Source organism: Nitrobacter winogradskyi (assembly GCF_006539545.1).
Classification (GTDB): domain Bacteria; phylum Pseudomonadota; class Alphaproteobacteria; order Rhizobiales; family Xanthobacteraceae; genus Nitrobacter; species Nitrobacter winogradskyi_A.
In genome coordinates this window covers 78,007-100,441 of sequence record NZ_BJNF01000027.1, presented here as the reverse complement: position 1 = coordinate 100,441, position 22,435 = coordinate 78,007, and the positions used below count along the sequence as shown (strand labels likewise).

The 22,435-nt window shown below is 62.4% G+C and carries 22 protein-coding genes; 18 read left to right on the top strand and 4 right to left on the bottom strand.

The features are described 5' to 3' along the window. Positions 1–164: 164 nt before the first annotated feature. Positions 165–641, bottom strand: coding sequence for a preQ(1) synthase (gene queF, locus NWI01_RS06155; RefSeq protein WP_141383041.1), 477 nt, complete (start codon positions 639–641; stop codon positions 165–167). 459 nt (positions 642–1,100) lie between these two features. On the opposite strand from queF, the gene eno reads away from it, so the two are divergent. Then, positions 1,101–2,384, top strand: coding sequence for a phosphopyruvate hydratase (eno, locus tag NWI01_RS06150; protein ID WP_141383040.1), 1,284 nt, complete (start codon positions 1,101–1,103; stop codon positions 2,382–2,384). A gap of 134 nt (positions 2,385–2,518) precedes the next feature. Here eno and NWI01_RS06145 read toward each other — a convergent pair whose 3' ends face one another. After that, entirely contained in the window at positions 2,519–3,193 is a 675-nt protein-coding gene (locus NWI01_RS06145; protein WP_141383039.1) for a hypothetical protein, read from the bottom strand. A gap of 211 nt (positions 3,194–3,404) precedes the next feature. On the opposite strand from NWI01_RS06145, the gene NWI01_RS06140 reads away from it, so the two are divergent. From NWI01_RS06140 to NWI01_RS06085, 12 genes are all read left to right on the top strand, one after another. Next, positions 3,405–4,661, top strand: coding sequence for a hypothetical protein (locus tag NWI01_RS06140; RefSeq protein WP_141383038.1), 1,257 nt, complete (start codon positions 3,405–3,407; stop codon positions 4,659–4,661). A gap of 15 nt (positions 4,662–4,676) precedes the next feature. Beyond that, complete coding sequence (locus tag NWI01_RS06135) at positions 4,677–5,264, top strand: protein-S-isoprenylcysteine O-methyltransferase (RefSeq protein ID WP_141383037.1); 588 nt, start codon at positions 4,677–4,679, stop codon at positions 5,262–5,264. A gap of 125 nt (positions 5,265–5,389) precedes the next feature. Beyond that, positions 5,390–5,947 (top strand): NADPH-dependent FMN reductase, encoded by a 558-nt coding sequence (locus tag NWI01_RS06130; RefSeq protein WP_141383036.1) that lies wholly within the window; start codon positions 5,390–5,392, stop codon positions 5,945–5,947. A 59-nt stretch (positions 5,948–6,006) separates the two neighbouring features. Then, positions 6,007–6,324 (top strand): FtsB family cell division protein, encoded by a 318-nt coding sequence (locus NWI01_RS06125; RefSeq protein ID WP_141383035.1) that lies wholly within the window; start codon positions 6,007–6,009, stop codon positions 6,322–6,324. Positions 6,325–6,514: 190 nt separating this feature from the next. Then, positions 6,515–7,537, top strand: a complete 1,023-nt coding sequence (gene pdhA / locus NWI01_RS06120) for a pyruvate dehydrogenase (acetyl-transferring) E1 component subunit alpha (RefSeq protein WP_141383034.1) — start codon at positions 6,515–6,517, stop codon at positions 7,535–7,537. 27 nt (positions 7,538–7,564) lie between these two features. After that, positions 7,565–8,971, top strand: a complete 1,407-nt coding sequence (locus tag NWI01_RS06115) for a pyruvate dehydrogenase complex E1 component subunit beta (RefSeq protein ID WP_141383033.1) — start codon at positions 7,565–7,567, stop codon at positions 8,969–8,971. 12 nt (positions 8,972–8,983) lie between these two features. Continuing rightward, positions 8,984–10,342: a pyruvate dehydrogenase complex dihydrolipoamide acetyltransferase gene (locus NWI01_RS06110; protein ID WP_141383032.1), complete on the top strand. Its 1,359-nt coding sequence runs from the start codon at positions 8,984–8,986 to the stop codon at positions 10,340–10,342. Positions 10,343–10,360: 18 nt separating this feature from the next. Continuing rightward, positions 10,361–10,690 (top strand): hypothetical protein, encoded by a 330-nt coding sequence (locus NWI01_RS06105; protein ID WP_141383031.1) that lies wholly within the window; start codon positions 10,361–10,363, stop codon positions 10,688–10,690. Between the two features lie 28 nt (positions 10,691–10,718). Further along, positions 10,719–11,684, top strand: coding sequence for an OmpA family protein (locus NWI01_RS06100; protein ID WP_141383030.1), 966 nt, complete (start codon positions 10,719–10,721; stop codon positions 11,682–11,684). Between the two features lie 18 nt (positions 11,685–11,702). Next, the gene (gene lpdA / locus NWI01_RS06095; RefSeq protein WP_141383029.1) at positions 11,703–13,136 is read left to right on the top strand and encodes a dihydrolipoyl dehydrogenase; all 1,434 of its coding nucleotides are present in this window, start codon (positions 11,703–11,705) and stop codon (positions 13,134–13,136) included. Positions 13,137–13,250: 114 nt separating this feature from the next. Next, entirely contained in the window at positions 13,251–13,709 is a 459-nt protein-coding gene (locus NWI01_RS06090; protein ID WP_181410388.1) for a hypothetical protein, read from the top strand. Further along, positions 13,709–14,527: a tetratricopeptide repeat protein gene (locus NWI01_RS06085; protein ID WP_141383027.1), complete on the top strand. Its 819-nt coding sequence runs from the start codon at positions 13,709–13,711 to the stop codon at positions 14,525–14,527. Before NWI01_RS06090 ends, NWI01_RS06085 begins: the two co-directional genes overlap by 1 nt. A 74-nt stretch (positions 14,528–14,601) precedes the next feature. On the opposite strand, the gene xth is transcribed toward NWI01_RS06085, so the two are convergent. After that, complete coding sequence (gene xth / locus NWI01_RS06080; protein ID WP_141383026.1) at positions 14,602–15,402, bottom strand: exodeoxyribonuclease III; 801 nt, start codon at positions 15,400–15,402, stop codon at positions 14,602–14,604. Between the two features lie 93 nt (positions 15,403–15,495). Next, positions 15,496–15,828 (bottom strand): iron-sulfur cluster insertion protein ErpA, encoded by a 333-nt coding sequence (gene erpA / locus NWI01_RS06075; protein ID WP_011315066.1) that lies wholly within the window; start codon positions 15,826–15,828, stop codon positions 15,496–15,498. Between the two features lie 110 nt (positions 15,829–15,938). Here erpA and NWI01_RS06070 point away from each other — a divergent pair, with 110 nt between their 5' ends. From NWI01_RS06070 to NWI01_RS06050, 5 genes are all read left to right on the top strand, one after another. Beyond that, positions 15,939–17,153: a deoxyguanosinetriphosphate triphosphohydrolase gene (locus NWI01_RS06070; protein WP_181410387.1), complete on the top strand. Its 1,215-nt coding sequence runs from the start codon at positions 15,939–15,941 to the stop codon at positions 17,151–17,153. A gap of 38 nt (positions 17,154–17,191) precedes the next feature. Beyond that, on the top strand, positions 17,192–18,985 hold the full coding sequence (argS, locus tag NWI01_RS06065) for an arginine--tRNA ligase (protein WP_141383024.1): 1,794 nt from the start codon (positions 17,192–17,194) through the stop codon (positions 18,983–18,985). A gap of 101 nt (positions 18,986–19,086) precedes the next feature. Further along, positions 19,087–20,514, top strand: coding sequence for an SPOR domain-containing protein (locus NWI01_RS06060; RefSeq protein ID WP_141383023.1), 1,428 nt, complete (start codon positions 19,087–19,089; stop codon positions 20,512–20,514). 47 nt (positions 20,515–20,561) lie between these two features. Next, positions 20,562–21,581: a beta-N-acetylhexosaminidase gene (gene nagZ / locus NWI01_RS06055; RefSeq protein ID WP_141383022.1), complete on the top strand. Its 1,020-nt coding sequence runs from the start codon at positions 20,562–20,564 to the stop codon at positions 21,579–21,581. Then, positions 21,578–22,414: a segregation and condensation protein A gene (locus NWI01_RS06050; RefSeq protein WP_141383021.1), complete on the top strand. Its 837-nt coding sequence runs from the start codon at positions 21,578–21,580 to the stop codon at positions 22,412–22,414. The genes nagZ and NWI01_RS06050 overlap by 4 nt, the downstream gene beginning before the upstream one ends. Positions 22,415–22,435 lie beyond the last annotated feature (21 nt).

The window sequence follows — 22,435 nt, the reverse complement described above, 5'->3', positions numbered from 1 at the left end:
GCTCTAGAGCATGATCCCGGCCCGAAGGGCCGCGCCAGCGCAAAGTGGGAGCCGGTTTTCGGGAAAGATCATGCTCAAATGAAAAACAAGCGACGCGTGTGATTCAACGAGGTTGAATCGGATTCAACGCAGTTGAAACAGACTCTGGGGATTTCGGTCTGTGCTCAGCCTCGCCCCCGGTAGGACGGCACATCCTGGTCGGGAATCCAGACGCCTTTCGGCGCCGCTCCGGTCTGCCAGAACACGTCGATGGGAATGCCGCCGCGCGGAAACCAATAGCCGCCGATACGCAGCCATTTCGGTTTGACCGCGCCGACGATGCGCTTGCCGATGGCTACCGTGCAGTCCTCGTGGAAAGCGCCGTGATTGCGAAAACTGGCGAGATAGAGCTTGAGCGATTTCGATTCCAGCAGCCAGGATCCCGGCACGTAGTCGATCACCAGATGCGCAAAATCCGGCTGGCCTGTGACTGGGCACAGCGCGGTGAATTCGGGCGCCGTGAAACGCGCGACGTAGTCGGTGCCCTTCTGCGGATTGGGCACGCGGTCGAGCTTTGCCCGCTCTGGAGAATCAGGCCAGGCCACGGCGCGGCCCAGTTGCAAATCCGGGGATTTCGGCGAAGAGGGAGGCTTTCTGGGCATGATCGTCTCTGTCAAAGCGGTGTCGGCGAAAGCCGATCCTGGATAAACATCATAAAGCCCCGCTTTTGATTGGCTCAGAAGCGGAAAGGCTCTCGTCATGAGAGAGTCATGATTCACAGCCTTTCCCACCCACAAGCATTGCTGTAGAAGCAGCGCAAAATCTAGTGTGGTGGTTCAGAAGTTCGCTTCATTGCCCCATCGAGTCCGTCAAGCGAACTTCTGAACCTAAACCACACTAGAATCATAAAGTTGCTAGTGTCCCTTTGATTCCGAAGTTCGCATCAGAGGTTGCGGCAAGGGAATACGAACTTCGGAATCGGGACACTAGAGCGGGACGAGGAAAAGCAGGTATTGGTTTCTGCTCGCATCCCGCTTCTCAAAACATCTGGAATCGATCACGTTCATGGTTCTGGATCGGTTCGATCCGGCCATCGTGATCCAGTGACTCAAGAGGTTCTTATGACTGCCATCGTAGACATCATCGGCCGCGAAATTCTCGATAGCCGCGGCAATCCGACCGTCGAGGTCGACGTGGTGCTCGAAGATGGCGCGATGGGGCGGGCCGCGGTGCCGTCCGGGGCTTCGACCGGCGCTTATGAGGCGGTCGAACTGCGCGATGGCGACAATAGCCGCTATCACGGCAAGGGCGTCCGAAAAGCGGTCGACGCCGTGAATGGCGAAATCTTCGATGCGATCGGGGGCATGGATGCCGAGCAGCAGGCGCAGATCGACGAGACCCTGATCGAGCTTGACGGAACAGCCAACAAGGGCCGGCTCGGCGCCAACGCTATTCTGGGCGTATCCCTGGCGCTCGCCAGGGCGGCGGCGGATTCCCTCGACATCCCGCTGTACCGTTACGTCGGCGGCGTCACGGCGCGGACGCTTCCGGTGCCGATGATGAATATCGTCAACGGCGGCGTGCATGCCGACAATCCGATCGACTTCCAGGAATTCATGATCATGCCGGTTGGCGTCCAGACGTTCTCGGACGCGCTGCGCTGCGGATCGGAAATCTTTCACACCCTGAGGTCCGAACTGAAGAAGGCCGGCCACAACACCAACGTCGGCGATGAGGGTGGTTTTGCACCGGACCTGCCGTCGGCCAATGCGGCGCTTGATTTCATCATGGGTGCGATCGTCAAGGCCGGCTACAGGCCGGGCGACGACGTGGCGCTGGCGCTCGATCCGGCTTCGACGGAATTCTTCAAGGACGGTAAGTACGTTTACGAAGGCGAGGGCAAGACCCGTTCGATCGAGGAGCAGGCAAAATATCTCGCCAAGTTGGCCTCGGACTATCCGATCGTCTCGATCGAGGACGGCATGGCCGAGGATGATTTCGAGGGCTGGAAGCTCGTCACCGACATGATCGGCAAGACGTGCCAGCTTGTCGGCGACGACCTGTTCGTCACCAACGTGACGCGGCTCGCCGACGGCATCCGGAATGGCCGCGCCAATTCCATCCTCATCAAGGTCAACCAGATCGGCACGTTGACCGAGACGTTGGCCGCTGTCGAAATGGCGTACAAGGCCGGCTATACCGCCGTCATGTCGCACCGCTCGGGGGAGACCGAAGACTCCACCATCGCCGACCTCGCGGTCGCCACCAATTGCGGACAGATCAAGACCGGATCGCTGTCGCGTTCGGACCGCGCCGCCAAGTACAATCAGTTGCTGCGCATCGAGCAGCAGCTTGGCGACCAGGCGAAGTACGCGGGTCGTGCCGCGCTCAAGGCTCTGGCGTAACGCGGTTGCCAGAACGGGCTAGCGCTTCGCTTCCGCTTCTATCAGAAGCGAAAAGGCTCTGGTCACTGTCGTCTTCATGGCCGGGACGAGCACGGGCTTCACGGATCCGGCTGACAGTGATGACTTGTGCCCGGCTACTGCGCCGGTGCTTCGGATATCTGATCGTGCTGGGCGGGTCGCTTGACGCGAGGGGCGCCTCGTCCGACGGCCTGAAGCACGGCGGCGATCGCCTTGCGATGAAGCTCTTCGGCCTTGTCGATCTCGAAATGACCGTGCTTGCCGCTCTCATCGAGGTTGGACAGGCGGCCGCGAAATTTTTTACCGGGCTCCACGGGACGTCCCCAGTCGGTCGGCACGTAGAAATTGATGATCCGGCGGACATTGGGTGGAACCTGGTCCGGCTCCGTCGGATCGAAGTTCACGATCAGCGCCACGGGAATCCTGTTCTGGTTCAGCTTGCGCGCCAGGGAGATCGTCGTATCCGCGCCGTATGAATGGCCCATCAGAATGATAGGCTCGCGGTTGCCGGCTCGAAAATCAGCGGTAATGCTGTCGGCGAGCGAGGACCACGACGTATAGGACACGGCTTCGGCCTTCACGCCGACTTTCTGGAGCTTCGCGGCCAGATCGTCCATGCCGAGCGAAAATACGTTGAACAGACCCCGCATCAGATACACATGACCGGGCCTATGGGGCGCTGCCGTCCGGGCAAGGGCGGAGGTTGTCAGGAATCCGCCGAGCGCGAACAGGACAAGACCTACGATTCCGGCACGCAGGGCGGGGAGAGCAGGCGGGAAACCAGTCGGCATCGATAAGTTCCTATGACTCTCTTGGAGGTTTAGTATTTGCGCCCTCACACTCCCTCGTCAATTGTGCGGCCGGGAATCCTGTGCATTGTGACTGAAACGTCACAGCCGGTTTCAGGGAAGTATTCGAGGTCGAAGTTGGGTATCGTGTCTGGAGGCCGGGAGAATCGACATCTCTTCCTTCTCGAAAACAGATGCCCACGGAAGTGACGGAATGATCGCGCGGCGGCATGTCTTTCATATCGGCGGATACGATCCGATTTCGCCGGAACAGCAAGTGAACCGCCTGGAGCGATCGCTGTCGGTTTTCCAGCGCACCTGGGGCGTGAGAGCCGGGATCGTGAGCGCGATCGAGGCGACGCCGGTGAGCGCGTTCTGGGTCGTCGAGGCGTCCGGGCCTAACTGGAGCACGCGCACATCCTATGAAATGCTGCGATGGGACGACCTGATCCTTGAAGATCATGCGCGCGGGATGTGGTCGCGCCTATGGCAGAGCTTCGTCACGCTGGTCGATTTCATCGTGACCGGCACGCTGTTCCGCTTCATGTATGCGAACTGGAAGTATGCCGGCTTCTTTCTGTTTCCTTATCTGTACGTCGCGGGGTTCATCGGATGCGGCGTGGCGGTGGGATACGGCCTGGCCTGGCTCACGGGCGTGACCGGATTTCCGGCGGGCGTGCTTGGGACGGCGGCGGCCGTGGGCGTCAGCGCTGGCTTGTTGCGCCTGCTGGGCTGGCGGCGTCCGATCAACCATGTGTTCGACGACTGGATCTTTTCGCGCGAGTTTGTATATGGCCGGCGGCCGCGAATGGATGCCCGGATCGACCGGTTCGCGGAGCGCATCCTTGACCGGGTGCGTAACGCCGACGTCGATGAGGTCGTCATCATCGGTCACTGCCTCGGCGCCGCATTGGTCATGGATGCGGTGGCGCGCGCGCTCAAGCGCGATCCCGAACTTGCACGGCGTGGCCGTTCCCTGTGTATTCTGACCGTTGGCTCCACCATCGCGAAATTCTCGCTGCATCCGCGCGGCGAGCGCATTCGTCAGGCCGCGCAAGCCGTTGCCGGAGAGACGCGAATTCCGTGGACCGAGTATCACGCCCGCGACGACGCCATCAGTTTCTATCGCTTCGATCCTGTCATGTTAAAGCGCGTCAGCCGCGAGCGCTCGGGCGGGCGTCCGGACATCCGCCGCGTGCAGTTGCATGACATGATGGACAGGGCTAGCTTCCGGCGTCACCGGTTCAATTTCATGCTGTTGCACTACAAATTCCTGATGGGAAACAGCGTGCGCGCCAACTACGACTATTGCCTGATCATTTGTGGTCCGCTGCCGTTCGAGGAGATCACGTCGCCCCGCGGCGGTGTCGATCGTTTTGGAGAGGATGGCGCGCTCCTGCCACACGCGTCCTCCGGGACGGCCGCCGCCGCGAGCAGGTCGGCGGACGCCGCCGTCGTCGGCGTCGCTTAAGCACGGCGGCGGCTGATGTCCTCGATCACCCTCGGACAGACGATATGGCTTATCGGTCTCGTCGCCTGGTTCATCATCCGCTATCCCTATGCCCGGCGGGCGCGGGGCACCGCGACGTTGCGGCGCGACGGTAGCCGGCGCGAGCGCGCCCTTCTGGCGGCGGCCTTTGCCGGACTGTTTGTCATTCCGATAGTCAATCTCGCGACGGGATGGCCGCGCGCTTTCGCCTACGATCCGGGCTATGGTCTCATCGTGCTCGGCAGCCTGTTGTTCGCCTTCTCGCTCTGGCTGTTCCGCCGGTCGCACAAGGATCTCGGCCGGCAATGGTCGGCTTCGCTGGAAGTGCGTGAGGGGCATCGGGTCGTTCGCACCGGTGTGTACCGATTGATCCGCCATCCGATGTACGCTTCGTTCTGGCTGTGGGCGATCGCGCAAGCCTTCCTGCTGCCGAACGTCGTCGCCGCCCTCAGCGGCGTCGCCGCCGTGGCGCTGCTGTTCTTCGCGCGCGTGCGCTTCGAGGAGCAGATGATGATCGAGACGTTCGGGGAAGACTATCGCCGCTACATGCAGCAAACGCACCGCATCATCCCCGGCGTGTATTGACCGGAGGTCGAGAGTGCGGCGAAGTTTCTGGTGATGAGTTTTCACAGGAGACGCGCCTGTCTCTTCGGCACCATCTGTTTGCGATCTAGTCGGCCGCCAGGCCCGCGCAACCATAGGATCTTTTCATGGCGTCCCAACCAAGCACCGCCGTCATCGTCGGCAGCCTTCGCAAGGAGTCGTTTTCGCTGAAGCTCGCCAGGGCGTTGACGGCGCTCGCACCGCCGTCGCTTCGGCTTGATGTCATCACGCTGAATGGACTGTCGCTCTACAATCAGGATCTGGACGCGACGCCGCCGGCGGACTGGGTGGATTTTCGCGATCGTGTCAGGAAAGCTGACGCTGTCCTGTTCGTGACGCCCGAATACAATCGGTCCGTTCCCGGCGTGCTGAAAAACGCCATCGACGTCGGATCGCGTCCCTATGGGCAGAGCGTTTTCAACGGCAAGCCCGGCGGGGTGATCAGCAGTTCGCCGGGCACCCTGGGCGGGTTCGGCGCCAATCATCATCTGCGCCAGTCGCTGGTTTTTCTCAACGTGTTGGTCTTGCAGCAGCCGGAAGCCTATATCGGCGGTATCGGCGATGCATTCGATGAGAAGGGAGAACTCGTCAAGACCTCGCTGCGCGAGTTTCTCGATGCCTATGTCAAGGCTTTCGCCGCCTGGGTGGCCCGGCATCAACAATAGCAGCCGGGGCCCGCGAGGTCGTTAGCGAAGCGTTAACCGGACCGTCGCATCGTCGGGCCATGGTCTCACGCTCACGCCTCCGATCGCTGCTCACCGGCCTCGCTCTCTATGCGATGGCCGCCATGATCGTCGGCTATTTCGGCGTCAACGCCTATACCGGCAAGTACGGGCTGAATGCGCGGCAGGACCTCGATCAGGAGATCATCGCGCTGACGTCCGAACTGGTGCGGTTGAAGGCGGAGCGCGCCGAAGGCGAGAAGCGGGTCGCGCTTTTGCGCGCGAGCGGAATCGATCCCGACATGCTCGATGAGCGCGTCCGCTATCAGCTTCACTACGCGAATCCGCACGACCTGATTCACATCATCCGCCAGGATTAGAAACGCCGCTGGCGGCCGCCGCGCTTGCGGCACTTCAGCCTTTTCGCAGAAGGCTTTTGTCTAATTTCAAAAACCTCCGGTTTTCGGTCACGGAATTTCGCGACATAGCGAACATCATTGATATCACACGCTTTCAAGGTTGCCTGAGTTGGGCTAGAGAGGGTGACCCTTTCTCGCATCCGGAATGACCATGGTTGCATCCAAGAAGAACGTCGCGCAGCCGGCAGGCAGCGACTCGAAAAGCCAGCCACCCCCCTCGTTCACGCGCGAGCAGGACCTTCACGCACTGCGCGAAATGCTGTTGATCCGCCGTTTCGAGGAAAAAGCCGGCCAGCTCTACGGAATGGGTGCGATCGGCGGCTTCTGCCATCTCTATATCGGCCAGGAGGCGATCGTCGTCGGCATGCAGATGGCGCTCGGGGAGGGCGATCAGGTCATCACCGGTTATCGCGATCATGGGCACATGCTGGCCTGCGGCATGGACGCCAAGGGCGTGATGGCCGAACTGACCGGGCGGCGCGGCGGCTATTCCAGGGGCAAGGGCGGCTCCATGCACATGTTCAGCAAGGAGAAGCATTTCTATGGCGGCCACGGCATCGTCGGCGCGCAGGTGTCGCTTGGAACGGGCCTTGCCTTCGCCAATCGCTATCGTGGCAATGATCGTGTCAGCCTGACTTATTTCGGAGACGGGGCGGCCAATCAGGGCCAGGTCTATGAGAGCTTCAATATGGCGCAGCTCTGGAAGCTCCCGGTCGTCTACATTATTGAAAACAACCGCTATGCGATGGGCACGTCGGTGGCGCGCTCGTCGGCGCAGATCGATTTTTCCAGGCGCGGCGTGTCCTTCGACATTCCCGGCGAGCAGATCGACGGCATGGACGTCCGTGCCGTGAAAGCGGCAGGCGACAAGGCTGTGAAATGGTGCCGCGAGGGCAATGGTCCCTACATCCTGGAAATGCAGACCTACCGCTATCGCGGCCACTCGATGTCGGATCCGGCGAAGTATCGGACGCGCGAGGAGGTCGACAAGGTCCGGCACGATCAGGATCCGATCGAACAGGTTCGCAACCGCCTGCTGGCGGCCAAGGTCTCCGAGGACGAGTTGAAGAAGATCGACGCCAAGGTGCGCGAGACCATCAATACGGCCGCGGACTTCGCGCAGAACGATCCAGAGCCCGACGCGTCCGAACTTTACACCGATATTTATCGCTGAGCGCGCAAGCCTTTTTTCGGAGCGATCATGCCAATTCAAGTTCTGATGCCCGCGCTTTCGCCAACGATGGAGAAAGGCAACCTCGCCAAGTGGCTGAAGAAGGAGGGCGAGACGATCAGATCGGGCGACGTCATTGCCGAGATCGAGACCGATAAGGCGACCATGGAGGTCGAGGCCACCGACGAGGGGACGCTTGGCAGGATACTGGTCCCTGAAGGAACCGCCGACGTGGCCGTGAACACGCCGATCGCCACCATTCTTGCGGACGGCGAAAGCGCGGCCGATCTGGCCAATACCGACGCCAAGACACAGCCCAAAACAGAGCCGACTGTTTCCCGGACATCGTCAGCCGCCCCGATCGCGGAAGCCCGGCCGGCCAACGAGGGCAAGCCGATGGCCGCCTCACCCCGCCCCGGGATTTCAGAGGATCCCGAGGTACCGGAAGGCACCGAGATGGTGACCATGACCATCCGCGAGGCGCTGCGTGACGCCATGGCCGAGGAAATGCGCCGCGACGATGATGTCTTCCTGATGGGGGAGGAGGTCGCCGAATATCAAGGCGCATACAAGGTGTCGCAGGGCCTGTTGCAGGAATTCGGCGCGCGGCGGGTGATCGACACGCCTATCACCGAGCACGGTTTTACGGGCGTCGGCGTCGGCGCGGCGATGGCGGGCCTGAAGCCGATCGTCGAGTTCATGACGTTCAACTTCGCCATGCAGGCAATGGACCAGCTCATCAATTCGGCCGCCAAGACGCTTTACATGTCCGGCGGCCAGATGGGCTGTGGAATCGTGTTTCGCGGTCCCAACGGCGCCGCGGCGCGCGTCGCCGCGCAGCACAGTCAGGACTATTCGGCGTGGTACTCGCAAATCCCCGGCCTCAAGGTGATCGCGCCGTATTCAGCCGCCGACCACAAGGGACTTTTGAAGGCCGCGATCCGCGATCCCAATCCGGTGATCTTCCTCGAAAATGAAATTCTTTATGGGCACACCGGTCCGGTGCCGAAACTCGATGACCATGTGCTGCCGATCGGTAAGGCGCGGATCGCGCGAACCGGTCAGCACGTCACGCTGGTCTCATGGTCGAACGGCATGACCTACGCCCTGAAGGCGGCGGATGAACTCGCCAAGGAAGGCATCGAGGCCGAGGTCGTCGACCTGCGCACGCTGCGGCCGATGGACACCGACACCATCGTGGCGTCGGTGCGGAAGACCGGCCGCGCGGTGACCGTGGAAGAGGGCTGGCAGCAATCGGGCGTCGGTGCGGAGATCGTCGCGCGCATCATGGAACACGCATTCGACTATCTGGACGCGCCGGTGATGCGCGTCTCGGGCAAGGACGTGCCGATGCCCTATGCGGCCAATCTCGAAAAGCTGGCCTTGCCGTCGGTGGCTGAAGTCGTCGCCGCGGCCAAGGCCGTCTGTTACCGGTAAGCGGGGCAAGTCATGCCGATCAACATCCTGATGCCCGCGCTGTCGCCGACGATGGAAAAGGGCAACCTCGCGAGGTGGCTCAAGAAAGAGGGCGACGCGGTCAAGTCCGGCGACGTTATCGCCGAGATCGAGACCGACAAGGCGACCATGGAAGTCGAGGCGGTGGACGAAGGCACCATCGCGAAGATCCTGGTGCCGGAAGGCACGCAGGACGTGCCGGTCAACAACGTCATCGCGGTGCTCGCCGGTGACGGCGAGGACGTGAAGGCGGCGGCGAGCGGAGCCACGGTGGAGCCGAAAGCCGACGCGAAAGCACAATCCAGGGCGGAGGCGAAAACTGGCAGCGGCGAAGCGACTGGTTCTCCGGAACCATCCTCCCGCGCCCCCGCGCCCAAGCCTGCATCATCAGGATCGCAAGCGGCGCAGCCGGCGAACGGCCACGCTCGCATCTTCTCATCGCCGCTGGCGCGGCGGCTCGCCAGTGAAGCCGGCATTGAACTGGCGCGCATCGAGGGCAGCGGTCCGCATGGCCGCATCGTCGCGCGCGACGTGGAGCAGGCGAAGTCCGGCAAGGGCCTGAAGGCGGCGGCCGCGCCCGCCCCGGCAGGCGCGTCGTCGATCGCGCCTTCGATGTCGGACAAACAGATCCTGTCGCTGTTCGAGGACGGCTCCTACGAACTCGTCCCGCATGACAACATGCGCCGCACGATCGCGCAGCGCCTGACCGCGTCGATCCAGAACGTTCCGCATTTCTACCTGACGATGGACTGCGACATCGGACGGCTGCTGTCCGCGCGTGAAGAGATCAACGCGACCGCGCCGAAGGACAAGGAAAAGAAGCCGCTCTACAAGCTCTCGGTCAACGACTTCGTCATCAAGGCGATGGCGGTGGCGCTGCAACGCGTGCCGAACGCCAATGTGAGTTGGACCGAGGGCGGCATGCTGAAACACAAGCATTCCGATGTCGGTGTCGCGGTTGCGATGCCGGGCGGGCTGATCACGCCGATCATCCGCAATGCCGAAACGAAAACACTCTCCGCCATCTCATCCGAGATGAAGGATTTCGCGGCGCGGGCGCGGGCGCGCAAACTCAAGCCCGAGGAATATCAGGGCGGCACCACGGCCGTCTCCAACCTCGGCATGTACGGCATCAAGGATTTTACCGCGGTCATCAACCCGCCGCACGCCACCATTCTCGCGGTCGGCGCCAGCGAGGAGCGGGCGGTCGTGCGGGGCGGCAGGATCGAGGCGGCGCAGATCATGAGCGTGACTTTGAGTTGCGATCACCGCGCGGTCGACGGCGCGCTCGGCGCGGAGTTGATCGGCGCGTTCAAGACGCTGATCGAGAATCCCGTGATGATGATGGTGTGACCGCGCCGGAGACCTTCGATGGCCATCGGAAAATCCCTCGCGGTTGCGATCCTGGCAGCAAGTCCGTGCATTGCCATCACGGGTTCGGCGCGCGCCGAATTGCCACCGCAGTTCACAGTGTGGCAGGACTTTGCAGCGATCGTTGCGATGCGTGATTTCCCCGAGCGACTCGGCGTGGTCGATCGTATCGAGCGGATTGGCATGGGTCGTTTCAATATTTACGGCGGCAATTGCGCGATCCTCGCCACGGTGGTGCGTGAGCCCGCGAAGAGTCCGGACGGGAGACCGATGCCGGGACCGTCGCGGATCGTTCGGGTCGATCTCGGCGAGAAGCAGTGCAAGTCGTAAATTTGACCGAGCGTGTGAAGGAAAAAAGATGCGGACCTTCCTGATGTCTCTTGGTGTGGTTCTGGTCGCGGCGTCCGTGCAGGCAGCGGACATCAAGGGCTCCAAGGACCATCCATTATTGCCGCGTTATGACGGCTCGGAGATCCTTCGTTACAAGCAGGAGGCGTTCACCGATTACAAACTCGCGATCGCGCCGATAAAGAACTACGGCGGCAAGGACAAGAATGCGAATTCCGTGACGCCGCTGGAGGGTAAGTTCACCCAGATCGCCTACAAGATGCCGGAAGGCCGCTCGTCGCTGGAGGTGTTTCGCAACTACGAGCAGGCGCTCAAGAAAGCCGGCTTCGAGACGATGTTCAGTTGCGAGCGTGAGACTTGCGGTGGCCGGAATTTCAGCCTCGCGATCGCCGGCGACCCGCTCTACATGCTGTTCGGCGATCAGCAGGCCGACCAACGCTACGTCGCCGCGCGGCTCAAGCGCGCGGAAGGCGACGTCTATGCCTCGCTGTATGTGATCATGCACCGCTCGGGTGGCGGGCCGCTCAAGGACCGTGCGCTGGCGCTTCTCGAAATCACTGAAGCCAAGCCAATGGAGGAGCGGATGGTCGTGCTGGAGTCGTCCGCCATGCAGCGTGATATCGCTTCGCAAGGGCGTGTCGCGATTCACGGCATCCTGTTCGACTTCGACAAGGACACCATGCGTTCCGATTCGAAGCCGCAGCTCGACGAGATCGCCAAGCTTTTGAAAGCTCAACCCGAGTTGAAGGTATTGATCGTCGGGCATACCGATTCGAAGGGGGCGCTCGACTACAATCGCGACCTGTCACATCGTCGCGCGCGCTCTATCGTTGAGTCGCTCAGCCGCGAGCATGGCATCGTCGCAGCGCGCATGACGCCGCTTGGCGTCGGCATGGCCGCTCCCATGGCGACCAACCGCACCGAAGAGGGGCGTGCGCTGAACCGGCGGGTCGAACTGGTCGACGCCACGAATTGAGGACAGAAAGCAGAGGCCATGGCTGATACTCACTTCGACGTCATCATCATCGGCTCGGGCCCGGGCGGTTACGTCGCTGCTATTCGGGCGGCGCAACTGGGTTTCAAGACGGCGATCGTCGAGAAGCAACATCTCGGCGGCATCTGCCTGAACTGGGGCTGCATTCCGACCAAGGCGCTGCTGCGCTCGGCGGAAATCTATCATTACATGCAGCACGCCAGGGACTATGGCCTGTCGGCGGAGAAGGTGAGCTACGATCCGACGGCCGTGGTGCAGCGTTCGCGCGGCGTTTCCAAGCGCCTCAATGAGGGCGTCGGCTTTCTGATGAAGAAGAACAAGATCACCGTGATCTGGGGCCAAGCATCGATCGATGCTCCCGGAAAGATCACGGTGAAGACGTCGGATCCGCGCATCAAGACCGAGCCACCCAAGGGCGTGCTGGGCGAGGGCAGCTATCAGGCGAAGCACATTGTCGTTGCGACCGGCGCGCGGCCGCGCGTGCTGCCCGGCCTGGAGCAGGACGGCAAGCTGGTCTGGACCTATTTCGAGGCGATGGTCGCGCCGAAGATTCCGAAGTCCCTGCTTGTCGTCGGCTCCGGCGCGATCGGCATCGAGTTCGCCTCGTTCTTCCGCACCATGGGGGCGGAGGTCACTGTGGTGGAAGTGCTGCCGCAGATTCTCCCGGTCGAAGATGCCGAGATCGCCGCTCTCGCCCGCAAGCAGTTCGAGAAGCAGGGCATCAAGGTCATGACCTCCACCAAGGTCACCAAGCTCGACAGGAAGGCTGACAGCGTCGTCGCCACCATCGACGCGGGCGACGGCAAGCCGGTCGCCGCCGAGTTCGAGCGGGTGATTTCGGCGGTCGGCGTGGTCGGCAACATCGAGAATCTCGGATTGGAAAAGCTCGGCGTGAAAACCGATCGCGGCTGCATCGTGATCGACGGCTACGGCAGGACCAACGTGCCGGGTATCTATGCGATCGGCGACGTCGCGGGACCGCCGATGCTGGCGCACAAGGCCGAGCACGAAGGGGTCATTTGTATCGAGGCGATCAAGGACCTCAAACCGCATCCGATGGACAAGAGCCTGATCCCCGGCTGCACCTATTGTCACCCGCAGATCGCCTCCGTCGGCCTCACCGAGGCCAAGGCGAAGGCGGCGGGCAGGGATATCCGCGTCGGCCGCTTTCCGTTCGCCGGCAATGGCAAGGCCATCGCGCTCGGCGAGGATCAGGGGCTGGTGAAGGTGATCTTCGACAGCAAAACCGGGCAGTTGCTCGGCGCGCACATGATCGGCGCGGAGGTCACCGAACTGATCCAGGGATATGTGGTCGCGATGAACCTGGAGACGACCGAGCAGGAATTGATGCACACTATCTTCCCGCATCCGACACTCTCGGAGATGATGAAGGAAGCGGTGCTCGACGCCTACGGGCGCGCGCTGAACATGTAGGCGTACACGCCCCGCAACCGCCTGTTGTTGCCCTGTGGCAATATTGTTGCCAGTGCGCAACACCTGGCTGATCATTTAACCCTGCGAACAGGTGGCTCTTGCAGACGCCGCTATTTGGCCACACCCCTTCTTGAAAATTTATCTGTCGGCTGGAAGCTGGCGCTTCAGAGGCTCGAAGCCCCGGAAGCGTCTCCGGAAAAAAGGCCGCAGGGAGGGATCGGGTTCGCGATGGATGTCGGGACGGACATCAAAGGCAGGCTGTCGAGCCGTCGTGCCACGGAAGGTCCGATGCGCGGGCCCGGCCGTGCGGGCTTGTCCGGCGCGCGATGGATCGATTCGCATCGCCTTGCGGCGCTCGCGACCGCTGACGGCGTTAGACTCGACAGCAATGCGGTTCGCCCGCGTGCTGACGTAAATTTGATATATGTCCGGTGTCCCGACCGCAAGACCGAATGGCGGATCGGCGCGACCAATCCCACATCCGACGAGCGCGCAAAGTTCGCTCGGCAGTTTGGACAGATGTTTAGCCGTATCCTGACCTGTACGGGCAGGATGTTCGAGAAGTTGCGTTAATGCGAATGGCTAGCAGAACAGCTTTTCTGGCGTTGGCTTGGAGCGTGGGGTGCGTGAGCGCCCCGGCCTTTGCCTTTGATGGAACCGTGGCCGGAGAGCAGGAAGCCGCCGCGGCGCTTCCCGTGGCTTCTGCGCCCCTCGCCGGGGGTGAGGCGCTGAAGAAGGCGGCGACGCCGAGTGTGTCGCTGACGGCTCTGCAGTACGCCGCCGAGGGTGGGCATCCGATCGCCCAGTGGCGGCTGGGGCGTATGTATGCCAAGGGCGACGGCGTTACCCAGGATGATCTGCGGGCATTCCAGTACTTCAGCCGTATCGCCAATGCCCATGCCGAGGACAGCCCCTCGGCGCCGCAGGCCGGCGTTGTGGCTAACGCGTTCGTCGCGCTCGGGCGCTATTATCTGCAAGGGATTCCGAATTCGGCCATCAAACGTGACGCTGAGCGCGCGCGAGAGATGTTTTCCTACGCGGCCTCCTATTTCGGCAATGCCGATGCGCAATACGATCTCGCCCGGCTTTATCTGAAAGGCATCGGAGCGCCTCACGACGTCAAGTATGGCGCCCGCTGGCTCGGCCTCGCGGCGCAGAAGGGCCAGCATCAGGCGCAGGCCATGCTCGGCAGGATGTTGTTCAACGGCGACCTGTTGCCCCGGCAGGCGGCGCGCGGCCTGATGTGGCTGACGCTGGCGCGAGACGCGGCGGCGCCGGACGAGACCTGGATCGCCGAGAGCTATAACAAGGCGATCGCGAAGGCCTCGGAGGATGATCGCGCCATGGCGCTGCAGATGCTGGAACACTGGGTGCAGGGGCGGCGGGACTGAGTTGCTTTGCTTATAATGCTTTCGAGCGAAGTGGATACCGGTTCGTTGGAAGAAAACGCGGCCAAATCAAAATCTTATGTCGTCTCGGTCGCGTCCAGATCGAGGTCGATCCAGACCGGGACATGGTCGGACGCTTTTTCCCAGCCGCGCACATGACGATCGATTCCTGCTCCGCTGAGCCGGTCGCTGGCCTGCGGCGACAGCAGCAGATGGTCGATCCGCAAGCCGTTGTTCTTTTGCCAGGCGCCCGCCTGATAGTCCCAGAAGGTATATTCTCCGGCGCCATCTGACACCGCGCGTAAGGCGTCGGTCAGGCCCAGCCCGAGCAGCGTCTGGAACGCTTGCCGTGTCTGCGGGCGGAACAGGGCGTCATCGACCCATGCGGCGGGATTGTAGACGTCGCACGGCGCGGGGATGACGTTGAAATCGCCGGCGAGTATGAAGGCTTCCTCGCTTTTCAATCGTTCCCTTGAATACTCAATAAGGCGCGATATCCACTTGAGTTTATAAGGATATTTCTCGGTGTTCGGAGGGTTGCCGTTGGGCAGATAGAGGCAGGCGACGCGCACCACCCCGTGCTTGAGGGTGACGACGCCTTCGAGGAATCGCGACTGCACGTCGCCGTCATCGCCCGCCAACCGGGGCCGGGTCTCGTCGAACGGGAATTTCGATAGCAGCGCTACGCCGTTGAAGGTCTTCTGGCCGTGCGTCACCACATTGTAGCCGAGCGCCTCGATGGCTTCGCGGGGAAATTGCTCGTCGACGCATTTGATCTCCTGAAGGCAGACCACGTCCGGCGCGGTCTCTCCCAGCCAGGTGATCAGGTGATCCAGGCGCTGCCGGACCGAATTGACGTTCCAGGTGGCTATGCGCATGAGGTGGTCCCGCAGGTGATTGCCGATCCGAAACGGGGCATCCGGCGCGAAGGTCCCTTTAAGCGGGTCAGGGTCGCGTATGACCCCAAAAAACTATATCGAAAAGCTGGTGCCGCAGCCGCAGGAGGCGGTGGCGTTCGGATTGACGACCCGGAACGATGCTCCGATCAGATCGTCAACGAAATCGACTTCGGAGCCGCTCAGGAAAGGGACGGAGGCTGGATCGACGAGCACCACCGCGGAATCGCGCGCGATTACCAGATCATCGTCGGCCTTGGCGCGTTCGATGTCGAATTTGTACTGAAAGCCCGAGCAGCCTCCGCCTTCGACGCTGATACGCAACATCGCGCCATCGCCCTCGGATTTCAGGATTTCTCTGATCCGCCGCGCCGCGCGCTCGCTGACGGTGATGTTGGCTTCTGTCATCCTGCGACTCCATATGCGATTGCGGACATTGTCTAATATTTTGAATTGCCCGCAAGCCATAGTTAAGTGGGCTCGCGGCGGAATCAAACCATCGGAAGGGGGCAAGTGCCGTGACAGTTGGAATGGCAGCCCCGCCTGCGCCTTTTGCCAGCGAGCCCGACCGCAGCCGCGGGCGGCTGCATGACGAGCCGCCGAGCCGGACCCGCAGCGCGTTCCGGCGCGATTGCGACCGGGTGATCCATTCGACGGCGTTCCGGCGGCTGAAGCACAAGACCCAGGTGTTCGTCTATCATGAAGGCGATCACTTCAGGACCCGTCTCACCCACTCCCTCGAAGTGGCGCAGATTGCCCGCGCGCTGGCCCGCCAGCTCGGGCTCGACGAGGATCTGACGGAGGCGCTGGCTCTGGCGCACGATCTCGGCCATCCGCCGTTCGGCCACGCCGGGGAGCGGGCGCTGGACCTTTGCCTGGGTCCTTATGGCGGCTTCGACCATAATGCGCAGACGCTGCGGATCGTGACCCTGCTGGAGCACCGCTATCCGGATTTCGACGGCCTCAACCTGACCTGGGAAACGCTGGAGGGGATCGTCAAGCACAACGGTCCGCTGACCGATGCCGCCGGAAACGCCGTGGGGCGCTATCAGTGTCGGGGCGTGCCGGTAGGTATTGCCGATTTCAACCGGACCTGCGATCTGGAGCTATGGAGCTTCGCCTCGCTCGAGGCGCAGGTTGCGGCGGTCGCCGACGACATCGCCTATGACGCCCACGACATCGACGACGGCTTGCGCGCCGGATTGTTCGCTGTCGATGATTTGAAGGAGATGCCGCTAACCGCCGGAATGATCGCGGATATCGCGCGCCGCCATCCGACGCTGGACAATGGGCGGCGCGGCGCCGAACTGGTGCGCGAACTGATCTCCTGCCTGATCATGGCGGTCCTGTCCGAGGCGGGTAGGCGGATTGCCGCGGCGCAGCCGCGATCGGTCGATGATGTGCGCCGGCACTCCGCGCCGCTGATCGCCTTTCCGCCGGAGGCGGCTGAGGCCGAAGCGGGGATCAAGGCGTTCCTCCGGCAAAGGATGTATCGCCATCCTCGCGTCATGCGGGTGATGGACGAGGCTGAAACCATCGTCCGGGACCTGTTCATTCGCTACCGTGACGATCCGGCTGCGCTTCCCGCCGAATGGCTGCCGGAGGAGGGCGTCGATCGCACGTTCGATGCTGAAAAAGCGCGCAGGGTCGGCAATTTCATCGCGGGGATGACCGACCGTTTCGCGATCAACGAGCACAAGCGCCTTTTTGACTCGACTCCGGAATTGCGTTAGGCGGCGCGTGTTCCAGCTCCACTCAAATCGCGGATATCATGACCGATTCCAGTCCATCGCAGCATCTTTTCGCGGATGTGCTTGTGCGCGTGCACAGGGCCTGCGCCGCGCTCGCGGAAGAAGGCGCGCTTCCGTCCGGACTGGATCTGACGCGGATCGTCGTCGAGCCGCCGCGCGATGCCTCGCATGGCGACATGGCGACCAACGCCGCCATGGTGCTGGCGAAGGACGCTAAAACCAAACCGCGCGATCTCGCAGAACGGATCGTGACGAAGCTGCGCGCTGACGATCTGATCGAGAATGCCGAGATCGCCGGTCCCGGTTTCATCAATCTGACGTTGAAGTTGCCGGTCTGGGCTGATGTATTGCGTGATGTGTTGCGGGATGGTGAGGGTTTTGGCCGCAGCGCCATCGGCGCCGACGAAAAGGTCAACGTCGAATACGTCTCGGCCAATCCGACAGGCCCGATGCATGTCGGTCATTGTCGCGGCGCGGTGTTTGGCGACGCGCTGGCGAGCCTGTTGTCGTTCGCAGGCTATGACGTGACGCGCGAATACTACATCAACGACGCCGGATCGCAGGTCGACGTGCTCGCGCGCTCGGCGCTCCTGCGCTACCGCGAGGCGCTGGGTGAGGATATCGGCGCGATTCCGGATGGGCTTTATCCCGGCGATTATCTGAAGCCCGTGGGGCAGGCGCTTGCCGCTGAGCATGGCGATAGTCTGGTGAAGGCTCCCGAAGCGGAGTGGCTGGGTCTCGTGCGCGCCAAGGCCATCGGCATGATGATGGAGATGATCAGGGGCGATCTCGCCGCGCTGAACATCCGACACGACGTGTTCTTCTCGGAACGCTCGCTGATCGAAGGCAGTGCAGATCGCGTCGCGGAGACCATCGATTTCCTGCGCGAGAAGGGCGACGTCTATGAGGGCCGGTTGCCGCCGCCGAAGGGCGCGCCGGTGGAGGACTACGAGGATCGCGAGCAGACCCTGTTCCGCGCCACGGCCTACGGCGACGATGTCGATCGCCCGCTGAAGAAGTCGGATGGCGGATACACCTACTTCGCCTCGGATATCGCCTATCACAAGACGAAGTTCGACCGCGGCTTTCACAACATGGTTGATGTCTGGGGCGCCGACCACGGCGGCTACATCAAGCGCGTGCAGGCCGCGATCAAGGCGGTCACGTCGGGCCAAGCGACCCTCGATGTCAAGATCGTGCAACTCGTGAAGCTGTTGCGCAACGGCGAGCCGGTGAAGATGTCGAAGCGCGCCGGGGATTTCGTGACGTTGCGTGAAGTAGTCGATGAAGTCGGCTCCGACGCCGTGCGCTTCATGATGCTGTTCCGCAAGAACGATGCGGTGCTGGATTTCGACCTCGCCAAGGTCATCGAGCAGTCGAAGGACAATCCGGTTTTCTATGTTCAGTACGGCCACGCTCGCGGCTTCTCGATTTTCCGAAATGCGCGCGAGGTGTTCCCGGACCTTCCCGAAGCGGATGCGGAACGAAGGCAATTCCTCGGGATAGCGGACCTGGAACGGCTGTCCGATCCGGTGGAAATCAGCTTGTTGCGGAGGCTGGCGCTCTATCCGCGAACGGTCGAAGCTGCGGCGGTCGCTCACGAGCCGCACCGGATCGCTTTCTATCTCTATGATCTCGCAAGCGAATTTCACGCGCTTTGGACGAAAGGGCGCGATTTGCCTCATTTACGCTTCATTATCAATAATGATGCACAAATAACTAGGGCACGGCTGGCGCTGGTTCAGGGCGTTGTCGCTGTTCTGGCATCCGGACTTACCGTTCTCGGCGTCCATGCGCCGACCGAGATGCGATAATGGGTTAGCCGTCATGAAGGGGATCGTGATGGGCTTGATTGGCAGCTGTTTCGTTTAGAACGAGCGAGTTGGCGCCTTTCCGAAAGGGACGCGACATCACGATGGCTCATCGATATCAGGACCGGCCCTTCCCGGAGGACGACGATTACGGGCGCGACGACCAGCGCGCGGCTGCTCCCACGGAGCCCGATCCGCTTGCGGAACTGGCGCGGCTGATTGGTCAGGGCGATTCTTTCGGTGAGCCCAAGCCAGAAACGTCGATGGCTCCGGTGGATGATCCCGTCGACCATTTTGAGCCGCTGCCGCCGATCGAGGAACCCATCGAAGAGCAGCCACCCGCCGGGCCGCCGTCGTGGATTCAAAGGCGGATGACGCAGCCTGATCCTTCGCCGGAGCAGTTCGAATCTTCGCCGCATCCGGTGTTGCGGCGCGCGGCGGTTTATCCAGACAGCCATCAGCAGCCTGAACCGGAATCTTATCAGAACGATTCCGACCGTTACCACGATGCACGGTATGGGAATCTGCCGGACGATCAGCCGGCCTATGCCTATGGCGATCGTGTTCCACACGATGCTTATGAGGGTCAGTTTCCGCGCGAGACCTATCCGGAAGCGCCCTTCGGCGACGAGAACGGCTACGACGAATCTTACGGCTACGGGGAGGCTGCAGCTGAACCGGCTCCCGGCCGTCGCGGAAAAATGGCGACGGTGGTCGCGGTTCTGGCGCTCGCGGTGGTCGGTACCGGCGCGGCGTATGGGTACCGCACCTTTGTCGGGAACGCGCCTAATGGTGAGCCGCCGGTCATCAGGGCCGATACCGAACCCAACAAGATCGTGCCTCAACAGGCGACGTCGGGTGATGCGGTCGGCAAGTTGCTTCAGGACCGGATGTCGGCGGAAAACGGCACCGAGCAGGTGGTGTCTCGTGAAGAGCAGCCGGTCGATGTCAAAAGCGCCGTGAACGCCGGCCCGCGCGTGGTTTTTCCGCCGCTGAACCAGAACGACAACCCGCCGTCCGCGGCAAGCGTGGCTCCGGATATCAAGCCTCCCGCGACCGTCGCGAACAGCGCGCTCGGGGGTGATGAGCCGCGCAAGGTCAGGACACTGGCGGTCCGCGGCGATCAGGCTGATCTCGCTGCCGCGTCCGCTGCTAACCGGCATACGACGGCTGCGGCAGGAGTCGCGCCGGGGGCAAATGTGCCGCTGTCGCCATCCACGCCGGCCGCCGACACCCGCACCCGGATGGCATCGACCAATCCGGCGCAACAGGCGTCCGGCAGCGGGGGGTATCTGGTCCAGGTATCCTCGCAAAAGAATGAGGCGGACGCGAAGGCTTCGTTCCGGGTGCTGCAGGGTAAATTCCCGTCGGTACTGGGATCGCGCACGCCAGTGATCAAACGCGCCGACCTCGGCGCCAAGGGCGTCTACTATCGCGCAATGGTCGGGCCGTTCGCCTCGTCCGGCGAGGCCTCGCGCTTCTGCGGAAGCCTCAAATCTGCCGGCGGACAGTGCGTCGTCCAAAGGAATTAACGGCGGTTTCCTTGACCATCGCGGCCGGTGAGAGCTAATCGGCCGACATGAGCACGCGCGCATTCATCACGGGAGCGTCAGGCCTGAGCCTGACAACGGAGGAGCGCGAATTCCTGCGCGCAGAGCGACCCTGGGGGTTCATCCTTTTCAAGAGGAACATCGACGATCCTCTGCAGGTTGCTCGCTTGGTTCAAGAATTTCGCGAAGCGGTCGAGGATGGTGATGCACCTGTCCTGATCGATCAGGAAGGCGGCCGCGTGCAGCGGTTGGGGCCGCCGCATTGGTCCGTCTATCCGGCGGGCGCGACGTTCGGCGCTCTCTATGACCGCGATCAGGCCGCGGGCCTGAAGGCCGCGCGGCTCAGCGCGCAACTGATCGCGGCCGATCTCGCCGATCTCGGGATCACGGTCGACTGCCTGCCGCTGGCGGATGTTCCGGTGCCGGGCGCGGATGCCGTCATCGGTGATCGCGCTTATGGGACCGATCCTCACAAGGTCGCGAGCATCGCGCGGGCCGTGACCGAGGGGCTGGAGCAGGGCGGTGTTCTGCCGGTCCTCAAGCATATTCCGGGTCACGGACGGGCGACCGCGGACACCCACCACCGGCTTCCGGTCGTGGATACCTTGAAAGACGAGCTTGAGGCCGTTGATTTCGCTGCGTTCCGTCCCCTTTCCGATCTGCCGATGGCGATGACCGCACATGTTGTGTTCAGTGCGATTGACGCCACCCAACCGGCGACAACATCTGCGACAATCATCGAGCAGGTGATTCGTGGCTCGATCGGATTTCAGGGATTATTGATGAGTGATGACGTGTCCATGAATGCGTTGTCGGGCTCGATCGCCCAGCGGACGAGGGCGATCGTCGCGGCCGGGTGCGACATGGTCCTGCACTGCAACGGCAGGCTGGACGAGATGCGGCAGGTCGCCAGCGAAACTCCGGAACTGTCGGGAGCCGCGCTGGACCGCGCCCGGCGGGCGTTGGCCGCGCGCAAGCCGCCGCAACCGTTCGACCGCGAAGCAGCGTGGGCGGAACTCGACGCACTGATTGGAGCCGCGAGCGCATGAGCGCTGAAATTCTTTCGTTTGAAACCGGCCGCCCGACGGAGCACGTCGTCGCCGACGAGGTTGCGCTCGTGGTCGATGTCGAGGGTTATGAGGGCCCGCTTGACCTGTTGCTGGCGCTTGCGCGGCAGCAGAAGGTCGACCTGTCGAAGATCTCCATTCTGGCGCTCGCGGATCAGTATCTCGTTTTTGTCGAGGCGGCGCGCAAGATTCGTCTCGAACTGGCCGCCGACTATCTGGTGATGGCGGCGTGGCTGGCCTTCCTGAAATCGCGATTGCTGCTGCCGGAGCCGCCGACACCGGATGGGCCCAGCGCGGGCGAAATGGCGGCGGCGCTCGCCAACCGCCTGCGTCGGCTTGAGGCCATCCGCGAGGCATCGAACCGCCTGATGAATCGTCAGCAACTGGGGCGCGACATCTTCCCGCGCGGAAATCCCGAGTCGATCGCCGAGATTCGACATCCGAAGTTCACCGCGACCTTGTTCGACCTGCTCTCCGCCTATGCCGTGCAGCGTCAGCAGCGCGTATTGACGACCGTTCACATGGCCAAGCGCACGGTCTGGTCGTTGAGCGAGGCACGCGCCTCGCTTGAGCGTCTGGTCGGCCTTTCGGGCGAGGATTGGGGGTGCCTCGACGAGTATCTGATGACGTTTGTCGTCGATCCGGCGCAGCGCGCCACTGTGTTCGCGTCGAGTTTTGCATCCGCTCTCGAACTGGTGCGCGAGGGCGTCATGGATCTGAATCAGAAAGAGGCCTTCGCGCCGCTTTATTTTCGCAAGCGTGCGCCGCAGCCGTCACCCGATCCGACGGCGGGACCGGACACCCCGGTGCAGTAATTGGAAGAAGGAGACCGAGCG